This is a genomic window from Nocardia halotolerans (genome assembly GCF_042650145.1).
GTDB lineage: Bacteria > Actinomycetota > Actinomycetes > Mycobacteriales > Mycobacteriaceae > Nocardia > Nocardia halotolerans.
This window is the reverse complement of record NZ_JBHSDL010000014.1, coordinates 105,629-127,223: the sequence shown is the minus strand read 5'-3', so window position 1 is coordinate 127,223 and position 21,595 is coordinate 105,629. Positions and strand designations below refer to the sequence as shown.

The 21,595-nt window shown below is 68.9% G+C and carries 20 protein-coding genes; 12 read left to right on the top strand and 8 right to left on the bottom strand.

Features of this window, described 5'->3' with window-relative positions:
* Positions 1 to 17 precede the first annotated feature (17 nt).
* Entirely contained in the window at positions 18 to 890 is an 873-nt protein-coding gene (locus ACFO5K_RS11200) for a lysophospholipid acyltransferase family protein (RefSeq protein WP_378560090.1), read from the top strand.
* Between the two features lie 52 nt (positions 891 to 942).
* On the opposite strand, the gene lexA is transcribed toward ACFO5K_RS11200, so the two are convergent.
* Positions 943 to 1,587, bottom strand: coding sequence for a transcriptional repressor LexA (gene lexA / locus ACFO5K_RS11195; RefSeq protein ID WP_378563696.1), 645 nt, complete (start codon positions 1,585 to 1,587; stop codon positions 943 to 945).
* An 864-nt stretch (positions 1,588 to 2,451) separates the two neighbouring features.
* Between lexA and ACFO5K_RS11190 the strand changes: the two genes are divergently transcribed.
* From ACFO5K_RS11190 to nrdR, 3 genes are all read left to right on the top strand, one after another.
* On the top strand, positions 2,452 to 2,898 hold the full coding sequence (locus ACFO5K_RS11190; RefSeq protein ID WP_378560087.1) for a hypothetical protein: 447 nt from the start codon (positions 2,452 to 2,454) through the stop codon (positions 2,896 to 2,898).
* Between the two features lie 234 nt (positions 2,899 to 3,132).
* The gene (locus ACFO5K_RS11185) at positions 3,133 to 4,368 is read left to right on the top strand and encodes a hypothetical protein (RefSeq protein ID WP_378560084.1); all 1,236 of its coding nucleotides are present in this window, start codon (positions 3,133 to 3,135) and stop codon (positions 4,366 to 4,368) included.
* Between the two features lie 55 nt (positions 4,369 to 4,423).
* Entirely contained in the window at positions 4,424 to 4,888 is a 465-nt protein-coding gene (gene nrdR, locus ACFO5K_RS11180) for a transcriptional regulator NrdR (protein WP_378560081.1), read from the top strand.
* A gap of 42 nt (positions 4,889 to 4,930) precedes the next feature.
* On the opposite strand, the gene hrpA is transcribed toward nrdR, so the two are convergent.
* Positions 4,931 to 9,151 (bottom strand): ATP-dependent RNA helicase HrpA, encoded by a 4,221-nt coding sequence (gene hrpA, locus ACFO5K_RS11175; protein ID WP_378560078.1) that lies wholly within the window; start codon positions 9,149 to 9,151, stop codon positions 4,931 to 4,933.
* 215 nt (positions 9,152 to 9,366) lie between these two features.
* On the opposite strand from hrpA, the gene ACFO5K_RS11170 reads away from it, so the two are divergent.
* From ACFO5K_RS11170 to ACFO5K_RS11155, 4 genes are all read left to right on the top strand, one after another.
* Positions 9,367 to 10,008, top strand: a complete 642-nt coding sequence (locus ACFO5K_RS11170) for a Pr6Pr family membrane protein (RefSeq protein WP_378560075.1) — start codon at positions 9,367 to 9,369, stop codon at positions 10,006 to 10,008.
* A 54-nt stretch (positions 10,009 to 10,062) separates the two neighbouring features.
* On the top strand, positions 10,063 to 11,286 hold the full coding sequence (locus ACFO5K_RS11165; RefSeq protein ID WP_378560072.1) for an aminotransferase family protein: 1,224 nt from the start codon (positions 10,063 to 10,065) through the stop codon (positions 11,284 to 11,286).
* A 353-nt stretch (positions 11,287 to 11,639) separates the two neighbouring features.
* Complete coding sequence (locus ACFO5K_RS11160; RefSeq protein WP_378560069.1) at positions 11,640 to 12,215, top strand: DUF5134 domain-containing protein; 576 nt, start codon at positions 11,640 to 11,642, stop codon at positions 12,213 to 12,215.
* Between the two features lie 58 nt (positions 12,216 to 12,273).
* Positions 12,274 to 13,332 (top strand): RskA family anti-sigma factor, encoded by a 1,059-nt coding sequence (locus ACFO5K_RS11155; RefSeq protein ID WP_378560066.1) that lies wholly within the window; start codon positions 12,274 to 12,276, stop codon positions 13,330 to 13,332.
* Here ACFO5K_RS11155 and ACFO5K_RS11150 read toward each other — a convergent pair.
* From ACFO5K_RS11150 to ACFO5K_RS11140, 3 genes are all read right to left on the bottom strand, one after another.
* Positions 13,329 to 14,030, bottom strand: a complete 702-nt coding sequence (locus ACFO5K_RS11150) for a PhzF family phenazine biosynthesis protein (RefSeq protein ID WP_378560063.1) — start codon at positions 14,028 to 14,030, stop codon at positions 13,329 to 13,331. The genes ACFO5K_RS11155 and ACFO5K_RS11150 overlap by 4 nt on opposite strands.
* An 82-nt stretch (positions 14,031 to 14,112) precedes the next feature.
* Complete coding sequence (locus ACFO5K_RS11145; protein WP_378560060.1) at positions 14,113 to 14,652, bottom strand: carboxymuconolactone decarboxylase family protein; 540 nt, start codon at positions 14,650 to 14,652, stop codon at positions 14,113 to 14,115.
* A 61-nt stretch (positions 14,653 to 14,713) separates the two neighbouring features.
* Positions 14,714 to 15,301, bottom strand: coding sequence for a peroxiredoxin (locus tag ACFO5K_RS11140; protein ID WP_378560057.1), 588 nt, complete (start codon positions 15,299 to 15,301; stop codon positions 14,714 to 14,716).
* Positions 15,302 to 15,412: 111 nt separating this feature from the next.
* Between ACFO5K_RS11140 and ACFO5K_RS11135 the strand changes: the two genes are divergently transcribed.
* The 4 genes from ACFO5K_RS11135 (at position 15,413) to ACFO5K_RS11120 (ending at position 18,351) form a co-directional block, all read left to right on the top strand.
* A complete protein-coding gene (locus tag ACFO5K_RS11135; protein WP_378560054.1) occupies positions 15,413 to 16,321 on the top strand; it encodes a hydrogen peroxide-inducible genes activator in 909 nt (302 codons plus the stop codon).
* A 138-nt stretch (positions 16,322 to 16,459) separates the two neighbouring features.
* On the top strand, positions 16,460 to 17,044 hold the full coding sequence (locus tag ACFO5K_RS11130) for a biotin transporter BioY (RefSeq protein ID WP_378560051.1): 585 nt from the start codon (positions 16,460 to 16,462) through the stop codon (positions 17,042 to 17,044).
* 27 nt (positions 17,045 to 17,071) lie between these two features.
* Positions 17,072 to 17,752, top strand: coding sequence for an energy-coupling factor ABC transporter ATP-binding protein (locus tag ACFO5K_RS11125; RefSeq protein WP_378560048.1), 681 nt, complete (start codon positions 17,072 to 17,074; stop codon positions 17,750 to 17,752).
* Entirely contained in the window at positions 17,749 to 18,351 is a 603-nt protein-coding gene (locus tag ACFO5K_RS11120; RefSeq protein WP_378560045.1) for an energy-coupling factor transporter transmembrane component T family protein, read from the top strand. The genes ACFO5K_RS11125 and ACFO5K_RS11120 overlap by 4 nt, the downstream gene beginning before the upstream one ends.
* Positions 18,352 to 18,402: 51 nt before the next feature.
* On the opposite strand, the gene ACFO5K_RS11115 is transcribed toward ACFO5K_RS11120, so the two are convergent.
* From ACFO5K_RS11115 to ACFO5K_RS11105, 3 genes are all read right to left on the bottom strand, one after another.
* On the bottom strand, positions 18,403 to 18,996 hold the full coding sequence (locus tag ACFO5K_RS11115; RefSeq protein WP_378560042.1) for a hypothetical protein: 594 nt from the start codon (positions 18,994 to 18,996) through the stop codon (positions 18,403 to 18,405).
* Between the two features lie 170 nt (positions 18,997 to 19,166).
* On the bottom strand, positions 19,167 to 20,369 hold the full coding sequence (gene speD, locus ACFO5K_RS11110; RefSeq protein WP_378560039.1) for an adenosylmethionine decarboxylase: 1,203 nt from the start codon (positions 20,367 to 20,369) through the stop codon (positions 19,167 to 19,169).
* A gap of 8 nt (positions 20,370 to 20,377) precedes the next feature.
* Positions 20,378 to 21,493: a type III PLP-dependent enzyme gene (locus ACFO5K_RS11105; protein WP_378560036.1), complete on the bottom strand. Its 1,116-nt coding sequence runs from the start codon at positions 21,491 to 21,493 to the stop codon at positions 20,378 to 20,380.
* Positions 21,494 to 21,595 lie beyond the last annotated feature (102 nt).

Here is a 21,595-nt window from a genome sequence, read left to right as displayed (position 1 = left end):
GGCGGGGTGCGAAAGTTGTGACAGGGAATCAGACCGACACGCTCGAACAGGGCGAACATGTGCTGACCGATGGGGCGCCGTGGAATCCGGCGCCCAGCGAATGGGAGATCCGGGCCTTCGAAGCGGTGTTCGCGCCGGTGCGGGCCTGGGCGAGCCCGCGATTCTTCGGCCTCGACAACATTCCGGCGCAGGGGCCGGTGTTGATCGTGGCCAACCACAATCTGCTCGGCGGCATCGACGCGCCGCTGCTGATGCCGCAGATTCTGCGCGAACGCGGGCGCCTGGTGCGGGGGCTGGCCGAGCACGTGCTGATGGTGCCGGTGGTGCGGCAGATCCTGCATCGTTTCGGCGCAGTGCGCGGCACGCGTGCCAACTGCCTGGCGCTGCTCGAGCGCGGCGAAGCGGTGGTGGTGTTTCCCGGCGGTGGTCGCGAGGCGATCCGGCGCAAGGGCGAGAAGTATGTGCTCAAGTGGGAGGGTCGCACCGGATTCGCGCGGATGGCCATCCAGGCCGGGGTGCCGATCGTGCCGTTGGCGATGATCGGCATCGACGACGCCTACGACATCGTCTTCGACGGGCAGCACCCGGTGATGCGGCCGCTGCGCTGGACCTGCGACCTGCTCGGCATCAACCCCGAGCTCAACCCGCCGCTGGTCAAGGGCATCGGGCCCACCTTGATCCCACGCCCGGAGCGCTTCTATTTCTCCGCGGGTACTCCGATCGACCCCACGCCGTGGATCGGTGCCGGCGACCTCGACACCGCCGCGGCGGACTTGCGTGATGTGGTCCAGAAGGGGCTGGAAGAGGAACTGCAGTTCTTGTTCAACGAACGCGAGCGCGACACCGGCCGCGGTCTGCTCGGCCGGTTGCGCGGCGCACTGCCCTTCTGACGCATTCGCGCTGTGGGCGGCCCAAAACGCCCACAGCGCGCGCCGCTGACGCTCAGACCTTGCGGATAACGGTGACGACCTTGCCCAGGATTTGCGCGTCGTTGCCGGGGATCGGCTCGAAGTGCGGGTTGTGCGGCATCAGCCACACGTCCTTGCCGGTGCGCTTGAACGTCTTCACCGTGGCTTCGCCGTCGATCATGGCCGCGACGATATCGCCGCCCTCTGCGACGTTCTGCTGACGGACCACGACCCAGTCGCCGTCGCAGATGGCGGCGTCGACCATCGACTGGCCGACGACCTTGAGCAGGAACAGGGAACCGTCGCCCACGAGTTCACGGGGGAGTGGGAACACTTCCTCGACGGCCTGCTCGGCCAGGATGGGGCCACCGGCGGCGATGCGGCCCAGTACCGGAACGAAGGTGGGGGTGGGGCGGCTCGGGTCGTCGACGAGCGCGTCGGCCGGTTCGGGCAGGGTCGTCACCGACCGGACCGCCTCGTCGAGACCGCGGACGTTCACCGCGCGTGGACGATTCGGGTCGCGGCGCAGGTAGCCCTTGCGTTCCAGCGCGCGCAGCTGATGGGCCACCGAGGAGGTGGAGGTGAGCCCCACCGCGTCACCGATCTCGCGGATGCTGGGCGGATAGCCACGTTCGGTCACCGAGGACCGGATGACGTCGAGGACCGTGCGCTGACGCACGGTGAGATCCGCGCCGGATCCGGATGTGACGGTGCCGGTAGCACTTTCGTCGCCCGTGCCGCCTGTGTGGGTCACCGTATCCCGCCCTTTCGCTGGTCGAATTCGCCCTTTCGAGGCTAGTCGGGCCACGCCGAACTATCAAACATCTGTTCGAGCATGTCGGGCGTTTCGTGCTGACAGGGCCGCTCGCACGTGGTAGAAATCGAACATCAGTTCGTCGCACAGGTGTTCGAACAACGGGAGGCATCGCCGCCTCACCTGCACTTTCATCCAGCGGAGCACACCACCCCGGAGGTTCTTCCGATGAGCTCAGCGATCAGCGCCCTGTCTGCCCTCGACTCCACCGCGCCCCAGGAGCCACCGCTGCGCCGCCGTCGCACCGCACGCGCCCCACGGCCTTTCGCGCTCCTTCGCGGCGCAACCCGGAAACCAGCCGCCCCGCGTACGCCTGTGCGCCGTGCTGTGGGCACTGCCCCGGGCGATCCGGCTGGTGTGCCCACGACGTCGGGCATTACGGCCGGTGCACCCACAACCTCGGGCACAGTGGTTGATAGGTCCACGATCTCGTGCGAGGTTGCCGCCGGGTCCACGGTGTCGGGTGAAGTGGCCGATGCGCCCACGGTCTCGGGCCGACCCGGCAGTGCGCATGGGGAACCGCGCCGTGCTGCTGGCGCCAGGTGGGGCGGTGGTGATGTCGCGTCGCCGAACGTCGGTCGCGGTGGTGCGCGCGGCCTGGTCGCTCGGCCGGCCCCGCAGGATGGCCGCGTGCCGACGTCCACCGCCCTCGTTCGCGGAGGTCGGCGCCCCGGGGCGGAAACGCGGGTGCGTGACCGTGCGCGCGGACCTCGGACGTTCGACATCACGATGGCCGAAGTCGACCTCGCCTTTGCTACGGTGCCGCGCAGTGAAGCTGCCCGCCACCCGGCGCTCATCGCGCGCACGGCGGAATGTGGGCCGGGTGCTCGTACCGGTGAATCCGCACGCCGTGCAGGCGCATCCGCCCGGTCTGCGGTGGATCGTGGGCCGGGGCACACCGGTTCGTTCAGCGACCTGTCGTCATCTGTCCGCCGCTCCTTACCCGAGGGTCGTCGCGCCCGGCTCGCGCATCCGCTGAATCGAGTGGAGCGGGCCCAGCTCGGTTTCGCCGCGTTGGCTCTGACCGCCCTGATGACCGCGCTGATCGTTGTCGCCTTTCTCGGATTGGCGCATTTGCGCGCGGGCGGCTTCAGTGACCGTCTGGAGCCCGCGCGCGACAGTGTCTCCGAGCGGGTGGATCACTCGGTGGACGGCTTGTCCTGGCCGGTGCGATAGGCGCGAGTCATTCGGCCGGTGTCCACCGGACGCTGCGGCGTAGCGTGCCCGCCGCGCATGCGCCACCGATATCGATGACGACGCGAACAGCCAGGGTGCGTGCGCTTCTCGCGCTCGGCGCGGCGGCACCGCCAACTCGTCGGCTGGTGCGAAACGCCCACCAAAACTAGAACACGTTGCTACCGTGGCGAGCATCCTGAGCTGGGGCGGGGACGGTGCCGCAGCCGAGATCGGATGCGAGGTCGTGTGCGCCGCTACTGGATCGCCCTGCTGGTCGGACTCGTGCTGGCCGTCGTGCCCGCACCCTTCGCACACGCGGACCCCGGGTACGCGAAGTACCTGGATCTGCCCGCGATCAATGCCGACGGTGAATTCGGCGGCGGCCTGCATCCGTCGCTGCCCTCGGTCGAACAGCCATTGCGGGAAGCGCTGACCGCCGCAAGAGCCGACGGCGTAGACCCCACCCGCTACGCCACGCTGTTGCACCAGTACTGGCTGGTCGTCGCCACCGACAAGGCCGCCATCGACCTCGACGCCTGGGCACCCGAGCGCGGTGTGGCGGCGAACGCGGCGACCTTCGCCCAGGTGTATGTGAACTATTTCCGCCTCGCCGCGGCCCGGCCGGATTTCTACTGGGCGGGGCTGGCCGGGCTCGCCGGTGGATCGTTCGCGTCCGGGTTCTTCGACGTCAGCGATATCGGCGGGGTCCTCTCTGTCGCCGGCATTCACGAACTCGGTTCCGCCGTGGCCGAGATGTTGCGAGCCACACCACCGGAACTCGTCGCCGCCGTACCACCCGACATCGCGCGCCTGGCGCTACTCGGGCCACGCCTGACCGCGGCCGACCTCGCCTGGTATCAGGGCAGGCTGATGGCGATGCAGAAGCACATCTTCACCGACCTGGTGCCGATGCACGAGGCCTACCTCGCGGCGGGCATGGCCGGGATCGACGAGATGCGGGCCGCGGGCGTGCTCGATGACGACATCCACGCCGCCTGGGCAGGCATCGACAGCGGCACCGCGGCGGGTCGCGCCGATGCGCTGATCCGGATGACCGACCGCGAGCAGAACCACATCGTCGCCGATCAGTGGGACGCCACCGCCGCCGATCGTGCGGGGATGGGCCGAGTGCTCACCTACGTCACCACCGTGGCCGGCAAACCCGCGGTGCCCGGTACCCGCGCGCCCGGGGTCTACGCCCCGGCCACGGTGCGATCACCGATCCCCGGCAGCGCACTGGGCTTGCGGATGCCGCTGCCGGCGTTCAATTGGGCCGACCGTGCCGACCGCTGGGCCTATATCACCGCCGACCTGGTGCCCCGCCAACTCGACCTCGTCGCCGACCCCGCGCACGCGGTGACGGTGTATCGCGAACCGTTCCCGGCCAAGCTCGACCGTGGCCGGATGCTCGCCCGGTTACCGGAGCTGATCGCGGACCTGACCACGCAGTGGCAGATAGTTGACTTCTGACCGGTATCCTGTCAAGAGCCATGGAGTAGCTGCGCATCGACGAAGGAATCCTCGGATGCATTGCCCGTATTGCCGACACCCCGACTCGCGCGTCGTCGACTCGCGGGAAGCCGAGGAGGGCAGCGCGATCCGGCGCCGACGATCCTGCCCGTCGTGTGGGCGCCGATTCACCACCGTCGAGACCGCCATCCTGTCGGTGGTCAAACGTAGTGGAGTCACCGAACCGTTCAGCCGGGAGAAGGTGATCGTCGGTGTGCGGCGAGCCTGTCAGGGCCGCGAGGTCGACGACGACGCACTGAACCTGCTGGCCCAGCAGGTGGAGGACGCGGTGCGCGCCAAAGGTTCTCCCGAGGTGCCCAGCCACGAGGTGGGCCTGGCGATTCTCGGCCCCTTGCGCGATCTCGACGAGGTGGCCTACCTGCGTTTCGCCTCGGTGTACCGGTCCTTCACCAGCGCAGCCGATTTCGAGCGCGAGATCACCGAGATGCGCGCCGCCCGCGCCGCCGCCACGACCGAGTGACCGCCCGCCCGGTGCGCCGCGGCTGCCGTGCCGGGGCCGAACTCAGCGCCGGATCGAGCTGATCGCCTTCTCGATGCGCTTGGCCGACACCGGATACGGCGTGCCCAGCTTCTGCGCGAACAGGCTCACCCGCAATTCCTCGATCATCCACCAGATCTCGGTGACGTCGCGGGCGTTGCGACGACCCTCGGGCAGGCCGCGCAGGAGTTTGTCGTAGGCCGCCAGCATCCGGTCCACCTCCACCATGCCCTGACGATCGCGCACCGCTGAACCCGGCAGCGAGTGCAGGCGCTGGGCCGCCGCGAGCAGGTAACGGGGTAGTTCCCGCAGCCGGGTGCGTCCCCATTCAGCGACGAAACCGGGGAACAGCAGGTCGTCCAGCTGCTGACGGACATCGTCGGCGATATCGGACTCGGCGGTGTCGGCCAGTGCCGCGCGCGCCTGGTGCGCGGCCGAGAGCACCGGCGCGACCGCCCGGATCAACCCGGCGACCGCGCTCGGCAGCTGCGGACGCACCTTCGCCACGAGGGCCTGGAAATCCTCGGGTGTGCGGACCGGTCCGCCCGCCTTCGCGATCAGTTCGTCGGCGGCGGCGATACGGCAGTCCTCGACGAGCTTGTCGAGTGAGCCGTCCGGGTTCTGGCTCAGCGCCAACCGGTCGGCGGCGGACAGGCCGCTGGTCACCGCACGGGTGGAGGTCCCGATCGCGGCCAGCAACAGGGTGCGTACTCCCGCGCGCATCGCGGCCGCCTGCTCAGCGGGGGAGCTGAGCACCCGCACGGCGACACCGTCGCCTTCGGGTACCAGCGCCGGATACCCGGTCACGGTCTGCCCGGCCACTTCGCGGCGCACGGTCGGCGCGACCGAACCGAGCGACTCGGAGGTCCACACCGTGGCGGGCGCCCGCTCCGCCCCTGCGGTGGCCCGCGCCACCGAGGCCGAAACCTGCTCCGCCAGAACAGCTTTGAGCTGAGCGAGGTTCTTGCTCTTGGCGAGCACCTGACCGCGCTGATCAACCGCGGCGAAGGTCATCCGCAGGTGATCGGGCAGCGCGGTCGGAATGAGGTCGTCGGTCGTGATGGTCGCCGAGCCCAGTCGTGACAGTTCCCTCGACAGCCCGGTGCGCAGTGGTTCGGCCCGCGGAACGAGCCCGCGCAGCGCGGCCGCGGCGAAGTCCGGGGCCGGAACAACACTGCGGCGCAAGGCTTTCGGCAAGGTCTTGATGTAGGCGGCGGCCAGTTCTTCACGCATGCCCGGTACCAGCCAGTCGAAGCCGACCGCCCGCACGTGCGCGAGCTGTTCGACCGGGATCCGCACCGTGACACCGTCATCGTCTCGGCCCGGCTCGAACTGGTAGGTGAGCGGAAACGAGAGTTCCCCCTGGCGCCAGGCGTCGGGGAAGTCGGTGGGGTCCAGGGCCGCGGCACCGGCGTTGACCACGGTGTCGGTCGAGAAGTCCAGCAGCTCCGGGTCTTTGCGTTCGGCCTTGCGCCACCAGCTGTCGAAGTGGCGCACCGAGACGATGTCGGCGGGCACCCGCTGGTCGTAGAACTCGAAGAGCACCTCGTCGTCGACGAGGATGTCGCGGCGCCGGGCCCGATGCTCGAGATCGGCCACATCGTCGACGAGAGCGCGGTTACGGGTGAAGAACCCGTGCCTGGTCTGCCATTCGCCCTGCACGAGGGCATGGCGGATGAACAGCTCCCGCGACAGTTCGGGATCGATGCGCCCGTAGTCGACGGGTCGGCCGGTCACCAGCGGCACGCCGTAGAGCGTGGCGCGCTCATAAGCGCGAGCCGCACCGCGCTTGGCGGACCAATGTGGTTCGGAGTAGGTGCGTTTCACCAGTTCGCCGGCGAGCTTCTCGGCCCACTCCGGTTCCACCTTCGCCGCGATCCGACCCCACAGCCGGGAGGTCTCCACCAGTTCGGCGGCCATCACCCAGCGCGGCGGCTTCTTCGCCAGCGACGAGCCGGGGAAGATCATGAACTTGGCGTTGCGCGCCCCCAGGAATTCGCGCGATTCCGCTTCGCGCACGCCGATGTGGGAGAGCATGCCCGCCAACAGCGACTGGTGGATCTGGACGCTCGGCCACGGCATCGCGGCATCTGCGTCGGCCACCGGGACCCCGCCCGCTGTCGTCGCGTGCGAGGGCTGGTCTTGCTGTGTTCGGCCCCCGCGGCCACGGTCTCGCCGAGCGCTTCGGCCCGGCTGTGTCGGCTCCTGCGCGCTGCTGGTGTGTGCGCTGTCCGTGGTGGCCGATTGCGGCAGTGCGCGTGTGGTCTTCGCGCGTCCACGGCCGCCGCGGGAGCGGTTGCCTCCGGTGGTCGCCTCGGGCGTCGAGACCGTGTCCTCGGAGTTCGCTCGCCCGGCCCCGCCCGTGCTGTTCCAGCCGAGCCCGCGGGTGATGGTGCGCAGCTGGCCGTGCAGGTCCTGCCACTCCCGAATACGTAGATAGTGCAGGAATTCCTCACGGCACATCCGGCGGAACTGATTCGACGACAGCGACCGGCGCTGCTCGGTCAGGTAGTCCCACAGTCGCAGGTAGGCCAGGAAGTCCGAGCCGTCGACGGTGAACCGCGCGTGCTGGGCGTCGGCGGCCTGCTGGTGCTCGACCGGACGTTCGCGCACATCCTGAATCGACAGCGCCGCCACGATCACCAGCACCTCGTCGAGGCACCCGTTGCGCTGAGCCTCCACCAGCATGCGCGCCATCCGCGGGTCCACCGGCAGCTGCGCCATCTCCCGGCCGATCGGGGTGAGGGTGAGGTGCCCACCCGAATCGGCTTCACCATGGGCGGCTTTCGCGCTGCCGTGTGCCAGCGCACCGAGCTCCTCGAGCAGTGCGATGCCGTCGCGGATCGCGCGGTTCTCGGGGGCCTCCACGAACGGGAAGCTCTCGATGTCACCCAGACCCAGCGCGGTCATCTGCAGGATCACCGCGGCGAGGTTGGTGCGCAGGATCTCCGGTTCGGTGAACGCCGGGCGCGACTCGTAGTCGTCCTCGGAATACAACCGGATGGCGATTCCGTCGGCGACGCGGCCGCAGCGACCGGAACGCTGCCGCGCCGAAGCCTGCGACACCGGCTCGATCGGCAGCCGCTGCACCTTGGTGCGCATCGAATAGCGCGAGATGCGGGCGGTGCCCGGGTCGATCACGTAGCGGATGCCCGGCACCGTCAGCGAGGTCTCGGCGACGTTGGTGGCCAGCACCACCCGGCGGCCGGTGTGCGGGGCGAACACCTTGTGCTGCTCGGCCGCCGAGAGCCGCGCGTACAGCGGCACGATCTCGGTGCGCGCCAGTTTCAGGTCACGCAGCGTGTCGGCGGTGTCGCGGATCTCGCGTTCGCCCGACAGGAACACCAGCACGTCACCGTCACCCTCGGCGAACAGTTCGGTGACCGCGTCGGCGATGGCGTCGGTGGGATCACGGTCCACGACACGGGTCTCGTCCTCGTCGTCGGCGGCGGGCAATTCCAGCGACAGCGGGCGATAACGCAACTCCACCGGGAACGACCGGCCCGACACCTCGACGATCGGGGCGGGCGCACCCTGGGCGTCGGCGAAGTGGCGGGCGAACAGCTCGGGATCGATGGTCGCCGAGGTGATGATCACCTTGAGATCGGGGCGCTTGGGCAGCAACTGCTTCAGATACCCGAGCAGGAAGTCGATGTTGAGGCTGCGCTCGTGTGCCTCGTCGATGATGATCGTGTCGTAGCGGCGCAGCATCCGGTCGCGCTGGATCTCGGCGAGCAGGATGCCATCGGTCATCAATTTGACCAGGGTGCGGTCGGAGGCCTGATCGGTGAAGCGGACGGTGTAGCCCACCGCATCACCCAGTTCGGTGCCCAGTTCCTCGGCGATGCGTTCGGCCACCGTACGCGCGGCCAGCCTGCGCGGCTGGGTGTGGCCGATGGTGCCGCGCACACCCCGGCCGAGCTCCAGGCAGATCTTCGGGATCTGAGTGGTCTTGCCGGAACCGGTCTCACCGGCCACGATCACCACCTGGTTCGCGGCGATCGCGGCGGCGATGTCGTCGCGGCGCGCCGAGACCGGCAACTGTTCGGGGTAGGTGATCGGCGGAACCGCCGCACGGCGATTGTCGATGCGGGTGGCCGCGGCGGCGATCTCTGTTTCCAGCGCGGGCAGATCGTCGGGGCGCGCACGGTCGAGTTTGCGCCGGAGCCGATGTTCGTCGCGCAGCGAGACCTCCGCCAGGCGGGTGCGCAGCGCGCGGGTTCCGGAGCTAGCTGTCCTGGTCATTGCGTCTCCCAGCCTAGCGAAGCCCGCCACCGGTTTTCCCGGCGCGGCCCGCGCGGGAGACCGACGACACACCGCGCCACTGTCGCGACGCGAACGCCAACTCCCGGTCGGCACCGGTTCGTCGTGCGAGGATCCGAGCACGAACCGGCCGGTCGGGCGCCCCGCAGACAACCCGATGAGCCTGCGCGGCGCGGCCTGCCCCCGAAGGAGCCGACATGAGCACAGCGGAATCGACAACGTGGTGGATCAGGGCATACCGGATCGGCTTCGGAGTGCTCGGGATCGTGGCTCTGCTCTGGATTCCGTTGCGCAACATCGACTCGGCGACCTTCTCGCTCACCAACTATCTGAGCTACTTCACGATCGAATCGAACATCCTCACCGTGGTGGTGCTCCTGATCGGCGGGGCGGTGGCGCCGCAGAACGCGCGCTGGCAGAGTTTCCGCGGTGCGGTCGCGCTGTACATGCTGATCACGATGGTGGTCTACGCGGTCCTGCTGGCCGAGGTCGACGTGATGCTCAACGACAAGTGGATCAACGACGTGCAGCACCGGATCCTGCCGCTGGTGATGTTGGGGGACTGGATGCTGGTCGCGATGACGCGGCGGATGCGCCCGACTCCGCTGCTGATCGCGCAGTGGTTGACGTTTCCGCTGGTCTACGGCGTCTACACGCTGATCCGCGGTCCGTTCGCCGACTGGTATCCGTACCCGTTCCTCGACCCGCGCGAACAGGGGTACGTGTCATTGGTGATCGGGCTGGTCGTGCTGACGGTGGTGTTCGTGGTGCTCGCCGTTGCCATGGCGTCGCTGGGTGATGTGCGTGCCCGGTGGCGTGACCGCGCGCCCACGACCTGAGCTACGGGTGGGTCCGGCGAGCGCGGTGGCTCCGGGTGGGGTAATTGTGGAGCCATGAATGCGCTCTGGCATGGATTCGCCGATATGGGTGCCGTCGATCGTGACGGTGCGTTCGTGGTCGCCCGCGGCGACGGTGCCTACGTCTACGACACGGCGGGCAAGCGGTATCTCGACGCCACCGCCGGGCTCTGGTTCGCCAATGTCGGCCATGGTCGCGCGGAGATCGCCGACGCGGTCGCCGACCAGTTGCGCACCATCGCGCACTACTCCAACTTCGGTGACCTGACCGAACCCGCCACCCAGGAGCTGGCCGAGAAGCTGTCCTCGATCGCCCCGGTGCCCGGCAGCAAGATCTTCTTCACCTCCGGCGGCTCGGACTCGGTGGAGACCGCGGCCAAGCTGGCGCGCCGGTACTGGCACGAGCAGGGCCGCCCGGACAAGAAGATCCTGGTCGGGCGGCGGTTGGCCTACCACGGCATGCACTATGCGAGCACCTCGCTGGGCGGGCTCACACCCAACACCGAGGGCTACGGGGTGCTCGTCGAGGACACCCGCACCATCGAATGGGACGACGCCAAGTCGCTGCTCGCGCTGATCGAAGAGGTCGGCGCCGAGCGGATCGCCGCGTTCTTCTGCGAACCGATCATCGGCGCGGGCGGGGTGTATCCGCCACCCGAGGGTTACCTGGCCGAGGTGCGCCAGATCTGCCGCGACCACGACATCCTGTTCGTCGCCGACGAGGTGGTCACCGGTTTCGGCCGCATCGGCGGCTCCTGGTTCGCCTCCACCCGCTTCGACCTGCGACCCGATCTGATGACCACCGCCAAGGGCCTCACCTCCGGCTACCTACCGATGGGCGCGGTCTTCATCGCACCGCACGTGGCGGAGCCGTTCTACGCCGGTGGTGTGTGGTTCCGGCACGGCTACACCTACGGCGGCCATGCCGGGGCGGCCGCGGCGGCCCTGGCCAACCTCGCCATCGTCGAACGCGAAGGTCTGCTCGAGGAAGCGGCCCGCCTCGAGACCACTTTGCACACCGCGCTGGCCCCGCTGGCCGACCATCCGCGCGTCGCCGAGGTCCGCAGCGGTCTGGGCGCGGTGGCCGCCGTGCAACCGGCCGACCCGGCCGAGGCCCCCGCCCTGGTGAAAACCTTGCGCGAACACGGCATCTCCGGTCGCGCCGCCGGCGGCGGCGCCATGCAGATCTCCCCGTCGTTCGTCATGACCGACGCCCAGGTCGCCGACCTGGCCGACGGCTTCGCCCGCGCCCTGGGCTGACCCGATCCCGCCGGCGCTCGCGCACCCCATCCGCGGCCGTCGGCGGACCCATTTCCGCGGGCCCACCTGCGCAGTCCGGGCCCGCGGACAACGGACTCGCCCGTATCGAGGACAGCTTCTTCGCCACAACGCAGCCGTGCAGGACACCACCGATCCGCGCGCGCCACGCGGTGACCGACGAATCGCGTAGTGCGGGGAGTCGTTCGGCTCGGGGGTGGCGGGGTGGAAAACCGTGCGAGAGTCCGGAGTTCGGTGCGACGATGGTGGCGACGCGGCTTGCGACGGTCGTGTTGCGGCGGCGCGCGCGGTGGGTGGCGGGCGCGGTGCGCGGGGTGGCGACTCGGAGGTGGGGTGTGGCCGAATTCGTTCAGGACTACGCGTTCGTGCGGTGGCCGGTGGTGGTCGCGTTCGTGCTGGCGGCGGGGATCGTGGCGGTTCGGCTCACTCGGCGGGCGGTGCCGGTGGGGCGCGGCGATGCCGCCGCCGACAGTGCGCATCTGCTGATGTGCCTGGTGATGCTGGTCATGTTGGTGTTTCCCGCGGGGGCCGACCCGCATGCGGTGCGTGGGGTGCTCGTCGCGCTCACCGTCGCCTACGCGGCTCTGCTGCTCGAACGGGTGGTGCGGTGGCGCACCGGAATCGAGACACCGGACGGGGTGCTCGCGCTCGGTTATCACACTGTCGCGGCGGCGGCCATGCTGTACGCGATGGGCGCCCACGGGGCCGACGTCCCGGTGTGGCCGATGCTCGCGCTGGCGCTGCTGTTCACCGTGGATGCCCTACTGGCGTTCGGCATCGCCGGTCACCGCCCGCGCTGGCACCGCTTCGTCCATCCGCCCGGTACACACCCGCTGACCTCGGCATTGGTCCCGCATGTGGTGATGGATATCGGCACCGCGTTCATGCTGATCGCCGCGGTCGGCGGGTGAATACCGATCCACAACGGCGCGCGCTGCGAATTGCCGTAGTGCGGACAGGAATTCGACGATGAATGGTCAACGTGGTTCGACAGCGGGTCGGCGCGGCACCGGTGCGCCCGAAATCCGGTCCGGCGCCGAAGATCGCGAGCAGTTGCGTGCGCTGTACCGCGACACCGGCGCCGCCGCCTTCGGCTTGGCGCTGCGCGTGCTGCACCGGCGCGGGGCAGCCGAAGAGGTTGTGCGTGAAGGGTATCGGCAGGGGCGCGCGATACCGTGGATCACCGGCGACGACTCGACCTGCGAGGAATCCGATCCGATCCCCACCGCCCCGGTACCGCACCCCGACCTCGGAACGCCCTGGGGTCGCGCGGCCTTCGTGGCCAACGAACCACGCACCGACCTCGATCCTGGCAGCCCGGGCGCGGTCGACGTCGCGTTCGGTCGCGGCATCGTCTACGGCCCCGCCCCCGAGGCGCGTACCCCCGCCCCCGAACCGGGACACCCCACCCCGTTCACCCCGGAACAGAGTTCGTTATTGGCCCGAGTCCACCGACTGGCCGTACAGCGCCTGCGCCTGGACCGCCACGACGGTGACCACCTGCCCTGGCTGGCCGCCTCGGCCCGGCTGGGTTTCGACGACCCGCTCGACAGCCACTGCGAGGTCTTCGTGCTGGCCTACTACGGTGGTCGCACCTACCGGGCGATCGGTCGCGAACTGGGTCTGCGGGTACCCGCGGTGACCCGATTACTGGCCGAGGGCATCGAACGGCTCGCCGAACGTCACGCCGACACCATCGGCGCCGGGCGCGCGTGGAGTCCGCCCGGTTCGATCCTGGCGCTGGCCGACGCCTACGCCCTCGACGCCGTCGCCGAACTCGAACACCACCACATCGAGAACAAACTCACCGCCGTCCCGCCGAACGGGCTGGCGCAGTTCGCGTCCCGGGTGCGCGGCGTGCACGAGGTGCTGGCGCGGTTGGCCGCCGCCGACCAGCGCACTCCACCACGGCATCTGGAGAACCGGATCCTGGCCGACCTGAACGCCACCGAATCACCGCCGCGGCGCGGTCACCGGGTGAGCCGGCCACCGTGGTTACGCCGCTTCGGCGGATACCTGGCGGACTAGAGCACCACCACGTGGTCCTCGGCGACCCGCCCGCCCAGGCGGACCCAGCCGTCGGAATCCCATGCGGTGTAGAGCTGGGAGCCCCGGCCCTGGGTGATCACGAGTCCGCTGCGCAATTTCGCGGTGAGCGCGACCGCGGCGGCGCCGGTCGCCTCGTCCTCGGCGATCCCCATCGCCGGGGCGAACATGCGTGAGCGCAGGGCACCACGCGCCTCGTCGGTCCAGGTCCAGCAGTAGTGCTGCCCCTCGGTGAAGTCGCCCGGTTGCAGCGCGGCCAGTTCTTCGGCCGAATCCAGTTGGCGGAAGGTGAATGCCGGGGCCCACTCGGCGCGGGCGGTGATCCAGGTGAGCCCGTCGGTCTGGCTCACGGCCACCGAACCGGCCGGTACCCGCAGGGTGTGCACGGGTGTGCCCTGTCCGGCCAGCCACCACGCGGTGCCCACGGTGGGGTGTCCGGCGAAGGGCAGTTCGATGGCGGGGGTGTAGATGCGCAGGTCGGCGACTCCGTCTACCAGGTCCTGTACCACCGTGGTCTCGCTGAAACCCAGCCGTGCGGCGAGTTCCTGTTTGTCGAGGGCCACGACGTCGCCGGCGCGGGCGATACCCAGCGCGTTGCCGAGATTGCCTGCCGGGTCGGTGAACACTCGGACGACCTCGACCTGGATGTCCGGGGCTTCGGGCGCATCATGTGCGTTCATGATCACGAGCTTACCGATCCGCCCGGCAACGGCCGCGGCCCCGAGCGGAGGATCCGATCGGGGCCGCGAGTGGGTCGAGAGATCAGACGGCGGCCGCGGCCAGCGCCTCGGTGGAGGCCACGGCCTGGCCGACACCGGCCACGATCGCGGCCGCCCGCAGCGACTCGAAGATCACCTCGCGCGAGACACCGGCCTCGCGCAGGGTCTTCTCGTGCGCCTCCAGGCAGTGCGCGCAACCGTTGATCGAGGAGACCGCGAACGACCACAGTTCGAAGTCGGCCTTGTCCACACCCGGGTTACCGATGATGTTCATCCGCAGACCGGCCCGCAGGTCGTCGTAGCGGCCGCCCAGGAACGCCTTGCCGCGGTAGAACACGTTGTTCATGCCCATGATCGACGTGGCGCCCAGCGCGGCCTCGTAAGCCTCGGCCGAGAGCACGTCGGCGGCCTCTTCGGCGATTTCGCGCAGCGTGGTCGCCGAGCGGGTCGCCGCGGCCGCGGCGAGCAGGGTGCCCCACAGCTGCTGCTCGGTGAGCACCGTGGTGCGGGCCAACGAGGACAGGTTGAGCTTGAGGTCCTTGGCATACTCGGGAAGAGAGTTCTTCAGGTTCTCGATGCTCATGACAGTGGGGCTCCTTCGGATGAATCGGTGGGGATGGTGGTGACGCGAGCCGACGCCGCGATCAGACGCTGGCGGAAAGCAGCTCGCCGGCGTCGATGGTGGGGTCGCCCTTCTTCCAGTTGCAGGCGCACAGCTCGTCGGACTGCAGGGCGTCGAGCACGCGCAGCACCTCGTCGACGTTGCGGCCGACCGAACCGGCGGTCACCGAGACGAACTGGATCTCGTTGTTCGGGTCGATGATGAAGGTGGCGCGGTCGGCGACGCCGTCGGCGTTGAGCACGCCGGTGGCGCCGGCCAGTTCACGCTTGAGGTCCGAGAGCATCGGGAAGGGCAGGGTCTTGAGGTCTTCGTGCTGTGCGCGCCACTGGAAGTGCACGAACTCGTTGTCGACCGAGGCGCCGAGCACCTGGGTGTCGCGGTCGGCGAACTCGTCGTTCAGCTTGCCGAACGCCGCGATCTCGGTGGGGCACACGAAGGTGAAGTCCTTGGGCCAGAAGAACACAACGCGCCACTTGCCTGCATGGTCGTCACTGGTGATCTGGGTGAAGTAGTCGTCGGGCTGCTGCGCGTCGACCTTCGACAGGTCACCGCCGATGACGGCCTTGAGGTTGTATGCCGGGAACTGGTCGCCGATGGTCAGCAGAGCCATGCTCGTCTCCTCATGAGTGGTGGGTGTCGTGCTCATCGTGTGAGCTCGCCAGAGATCTTGCCCAAAGCCTACTGAAAGGTAAAGCCGATTGCTCGTCGTACACTGATAGGTGTGAGTGATCAGACTTATCAGCCAACCCTGTCGCAGCTGCGTGCGTTCGTCGCCGTTGCCGAATACCGGCATTTCGGTACTGCCGCAGCACGTTTGACTGTGAGCCAACCCACGTTATCGCAGGCCCTGGCATCACTGGAAAACGGCCTCGGCCTGCAGCTGATCGAGCGCAGCACGCGCCGGGTACTGGTCACCGCCGCCGGGATGCGGCTGCTCCCGCAAGCCATGGCCACCCTGGAGGCGGCCGACCGTTTCGTCGCCTCGGCCACCGGCGACAGCCTCGGCGGTGTGCTGCGCCTGGGCATGATCCCGACCGTCGCACCCTACGTGCTGCCCGAGCTGCTGCCCGAGCTGCGCAGCAAACTACCGAACCTGGTGCCCCAGGTCGTGGAGGACCAGACCGCCCGGTTGCTCGACGGCCTGCGCACCGGCGTGCTCGATGTCGCTGTGCTCGCGCTGCCCAGTGAGGCGCCCGGGCTGGTCGAGATCCCGCTCTACTCCGAAGAGTTCGTGCTGGTCACACCGCGCGGGCACGAACTGGCCGGGCGCACCGACCTGGCCGCGGGCGCGCTCACGGATCTGCCGTTGTTGCTGCTCGACGAGGGGCACTGTCTGCGCGACCAGACGATGGAGTTGTGCCGCACCGCCGATGTACACCCCGGCGCGGTCGGCGACACCCGCGCGGCCTCGCTGACCACCGTGGTGCAGTGCGTGGCCGGCGGGCTCGGGGTGACGCTCATCCCGGAGATGGCGGTGGCGGCCGAATCCAGCCGCGGCACCCTGGACACCGCGCGGTTCGCCGCGCCGGCGCCGGGCCGAACCATCGGCTTGGCCTATCGCGCCTCCTCGGCGCGGGCCGAGGACTACGAATACCTGGCAGCGCTGATCCGATCGAAGCGACCCTTCTGAGGTGGTGGTCGTCGAGTCGGCCACGCTGTGGTGGTGCGGACCGGATCGCGCGGGGCGGGCCTCGCCTCGCAGCGGCGCCGGACGGCTCACCTGCTACTTTGAACGTCGTTCAATTGCTGTTGTTAAGGATGTCTGACTGTGCCCGATGTCGAGAATTCCCCGAAGCGGGCGACCCGTTTCGCCGCGCGGGAGCTGGCGCAGATCGCCGTCTTCGCGGCCCTGATCGCGGCGCTGGGGCTACCCGGTGCGATCACCGTCGGATTCAGTGGTGTCCCGATCACGCTGCAGACCCTCGGGGTGATCCTCACCGGCGCGATCCTCGGCGCGCGCAAGGGCACCGCCGCGGTCGCGGTGTTCATCGCGTTGACCCTGATCGGCTTGCCGCTGCTCTCGGGCGGGCGCACCGGGCTCACGGCGCTGGCCTCGCCGACCGCTGGATACCTGATCGGCTGGATCCCGGCGACGCTGCTGATCGGCTGGCTCACGGCGGTGATCCTGCCGAAATACCCGATCGTGCTCGGTCTGCTGGTCAACGCCCTCGGTGGGGTACTGGTCATCTACCTGTTCGGAACCGCGGGGCTGCTGGTCCGCACCGATCTGGGAGTGTGGGCCGCGGTATCGACCAACTTCGCCTTCCTACCGGGTGATCTGGCCAAGGTGGTCGTTGCCACCGTCGTCGCCAAGGGTGTGCACCGCGCCTACCCCGGGCTGATCCATGGCTGATCGCGCAGCGTGTCGCGGGAGCGTGCGATGAGCGAGATCGTCATCGACGCGGTGGGCCACCACTTCGGTGACCGCACCGTGCTGCGTGACATCGACCTGCGGATCACCGAACGCCGGGTCGGTTTCATCGGAGCCAACGGATCCGGGAAGTCGACACTGGCACGGATGCTCAACGGCCTGCTGAAGCCTGCCACCGGCACCGTGACCGTCGACGGCATCGACGCGGCTCGCAAAGGCGCGCAGGTGCGGCGCAAGGTCGGGTTCGTTTTCACTGATCCCGATACCCAGATCGTCATGCCGACCGTCGGGGAGGACCTGGCGTTCTCCTTGCGGCGCAGCGGCCTGAGCAAGGCCGAGGTCGCCGAGCGAGTGGCGCGGATGCTGGATCGCTTCGGGCTGGCCGCGCACGCCGACCATCCGGCACACCTGCTCTCCGGCGGTCAGAAACAACTACTCGCGCTCGGGTCGGCGCTGATCCGCGCACCCGAGGTGATCATCGCCGACGAACCGACCACGCTGCTGGATCTGCGCAACGCCCGGCTGGTGACCGAGGCACTGAACTCGCTCGAACAGCAGGTGATCGTGGTGACCCATCAGCTCGCGCTGCTCGACGGCTTCGACCGGGTGGTGGTGCTCGACGACGGCGCTGTCGCCTTCGACGGGGCACCGGGGGACGCGGTCGGCGCCTATCGACGCCTGATCGAATGATCGGCCTGTACTGCCCCGGCGACTCGCCACTGCACCGGCTGCCGGCGGGAATCAAACTCGCCCTGCTGATGGTCGCGATCGTCGCGACGGCGGTGTTCGTACGCACCCCGCTCGGGGTCGCGGGTGTCGCGGTGGTGGTGGCCGGGCTGTTCGCGCTCGCGCGCATCTCGTGGCGGGTCGCACTGGCCCAGATTCGCCCCGTGCTGTGGATGATGCTGATCATCGGAGCATTCCAGTTGCTCACCACCTCGCCGGCGCGTGCCGTGGTGGTCTGCGGCGTGCTGCTCGTCTCGGTGTCGCTCGCGGCGCTGGTGACGGTGACCACCAGGGTGAGCGCGATGCTCGACGCGCTCACCACGGCGCTCACCCCGCTCCGTCGAGTCGGTGTCGATCCGGAGCGGGTGAGTCTGCTGCTCGCCTTGGCGATCCGGTGCGTTCCGCTGCTCGCGGGCATAGTCCACGATGTCGCGCAGGCACGGCGAGCTCGCGGCGTCTCCTGGTCGGCGACCGCATTGGTGACGCCGGTGCTGGTACGAGCGCTGCGAACGGCCGACGCGATGGGGGATGCCCTGGCCGCTCGCGGGGTCGACGACGACTGAGGTCCGGATGCCGCGAGCCGGCAGGTGGTGTCCCGTGCCCGGCTCGTCGCGTCAGATGACGGCGTCGAAGGGCACCGATGCGTCGAGCGCGAACCAGCCCATCGGCAGCCGGCGCCCGCGCGTGCGGAAGTAGCTGGGGCCCAGCCACAGGCCGGGTTCGATCTCGCGGAGTTCGTCGTAGATGCCGCGTGCGGATTCGGGCACCCCTGGGCGTGTGGTGTAGTCCAGACACACCGCGGGACGACCGTCGACTACTGAACGACCAACCGTCGCAACGAAGTTCATCGCTCGCACGCCGCCGAGGGCGGTGAACACGTTGTGGCCGAGTGCCACCGATTCGGTGGTGTGTCGAAACGATTTTCCCACCCAGAAGTAGGTGGGGCGTGCCATCAGTGCGCCCAAGACCCGTTGCCCCACCGCCGGGAACGAACGCATCGCCACGTCGCCGTCGAGGCGCGCGAAGTCGGCTGCTGTCACCGGGGACGCCTCGGCGAACAGCGTGCGGAACTCGCCGATTCCGGTGGCGGAGAGCCGGTCCAGACGTGGGCGCCGGGCGGTGGGCCTACGGACCGGCATCAGTCCGTCCGCGGACAACGGTGTCTGCTTCACGTGCGGCTCGATTCTGTCGAAGCTGGTACCTCGCATGGTGCCAACATCCGGCGCCGGCGGCACCGGAATCGAGACCTCGGCGATCCTGAGCCGGCACGGCTGGTCGAATACGGACCCACCGGAGGACCGTGCTCGGTGGCCCGCCGATGCCGAAGGCGGTGAACCGGGAATCCGGGTCACCGCCTTCGACGAGGGAAAGGCCGAGCTCAGCCGCGCAGCGCGTACGGTTCGATCGCGCCGCGCTCGAGGGCGCGCGCGTCGATGGTCGCGGGGCGGTAGGGAAGCAGGGCCAACCGGTCGGTCATGCCGCGCACCGGATCGTCGATCTTCTCGTTCAGACCGAACAGGAAGGTCCACTCGTGCTCGTCGCTGCTGTAGGGCACCACGGTGTCGAACTGCTCCTGGAAACGACCCCAGGAACGTTTGAGCGTCTCGTTGCGCCACATGGTCGCGCACCCGGCCTGGGCCGAGAGCACGCCACCGGGCGCCAGCAGTGCCTTGCACCGCGACAGGAACTCCGATTCGTAGAGGCGGTTGTGCTGGGCGTCCTCCACGCGCTCGTCGGGCAGATCGATGACGATCACGTCGTAGCGGGTACCGGCCTGCCGCGCCTCGGCGAGAAAGTCCCAGCCGTCGGCGTAGTGCACCCGAACCGGGCCCTCGCCGCGCACCGCGGCGGCCAGCTCCTGCGGGGTGTACCCGTAGGGCAGGTGCTGCGCGCACAGCTCGACTTCGCGCTCGTCGATGTCGACATGGTCGACCACGGTGGCACCGGCGGCGACCGACATCTGCGAAGCCACCCCTTCACCCGAGCCGATGATCAGCACCCGGTCCAGCTTCTCGGCCAGCACGAACGCCGGGACCATCATGGCCTCGTGGTAGGTGAGCTGGGAGAACTCGGTGGACTGGCGGTCGTCGTCGGAGAACAGGGAGATGCCCTGATCGGTGCGCGCGATCACCATGTGCTGGTACGGAGTGTGGGTGTCCACGATCACCTCGTGCAGTTCCCAGATCCGGGTCAGGCCGTCGCCCACCGGTTCGAGGATCTGCTCGGCACCGTGGCCACGCTGGACCACTTTCATCCGGACTTCGCCGGGAGACAACTTGTCCCGCAGCAACTCCACCGCCTTCGTCGCGCCCGCGCCGATGCTGCCGCAGGTGAAGACGTCGACGAAGAGTTCGCCGGACTCCGGATAAGTGTGAATCGAGGCGTGGGACTCCGACAACAGGGCGAGGACGGTCACCCCCTGCGGTTCGAACTTTTTGTGAACGACATCGCAGATGGTGACGCCCGCCGCGATCAGAGACTCACGCAACGCCGATTCGAGTCGTTCGACATCGTCACACAGGTCTGTGTCGACACCACCGAACTCGGCCAGCACGTGCCAGCCGGTGAATTCCGCCGTCATGGGCAAACTCACTCTCGCTCAGCGCCCGAGACATGAACGGTCAAGGGCGGAAAACCATTGAAGGACACCGACGAATAACTCGCGGTATAGGCACCGGTGTGCGGAATCCGAACGCGATCACCGGCTCGCAACGTGGTCGGCAGAAGGACCTTCGTGCGTTGATACAGTACATCGTCGCCGTCGCAGGTCGGACCCGCGACCACCGCCTCCGCGACCGGATCGCCGTCGCGATCGGTGACGAAACGGTATGCGATGTACTCGTTCTCGGTTTCGGCCATACCGTTGTACCGGCCGATGTCGAGATACACCCAGCGCCGGCCGTCCGGCGCGAAACGCACGCCGACGACCTCGGCGTGCACGGTGCCCGCGTTGCCCACCAGCGCGCGTCCCGGTTCGATGATCAGACCGGTGGCTGCGGGCAGGTAGCGGGTCGCGGACTCGGCGATCGCGGTCGCGATGGCACCCGGTTCGGGTGCGGGCTCGGCGTAGGAGATCGGCAGACCACCGCCCACGTTCACCGCACCGACCGTGATCCCCTTGTCCGCCAGCGCGTTCACGAGCTCACCGGCCTGCTCGACACCGATCCGCCAGGCGTCGGGGTCGAGCTGCTGGGAGCCCACATGGAAGTACGGTCCGCCGACCGTGAGACCGAGATCGCGGGCGCGCACCAGCAACCGGAACGCCTCACCCGGCGTGCACCCGAACTTGGTGCCGAAGGGCGTGCGTGATTCCGGCGCCGCGGCCAGGAACCGGCACTCGACCTCGGCGCCGGGGGCGTGCTCGGCGATGCGCAGCAGATCGTCTTCGGTGTCGAAGGCGAAGCGGCGCACACCGGCGGCGTGGGCGTAGGCGATGTGGGCGCTCTTCTTGATCGGGTTGCCGTAGCAGAGCTTGCCCGCCTCGATGCCCAGTCTCGAGCACTGGTCGATCTCGCCGACACTGGCCACATCGAACTCGGCGCCCTCACCGTCGAGCAGGGTCAGTACTGCGTCCACCGGTGCCGCTTTCACCGCATACCTGATCCGGGTGCCCTGCGTGCGCGCCGCCGTCAGCGCGCCAGCGAGAGCGCGGAAGTTGGCACGTACCTGTTCGGGACAGATGACAAGGTACGGGGTTTCGGGCATAGTTGAACTTTCGGTCGGCGGCCGGGAGAGACTACCAGCGGCCCCCGCCCGACATCGAATTCGTCAAACCTTCGTCATATCCGCCGTGTAGAGGCGGATATC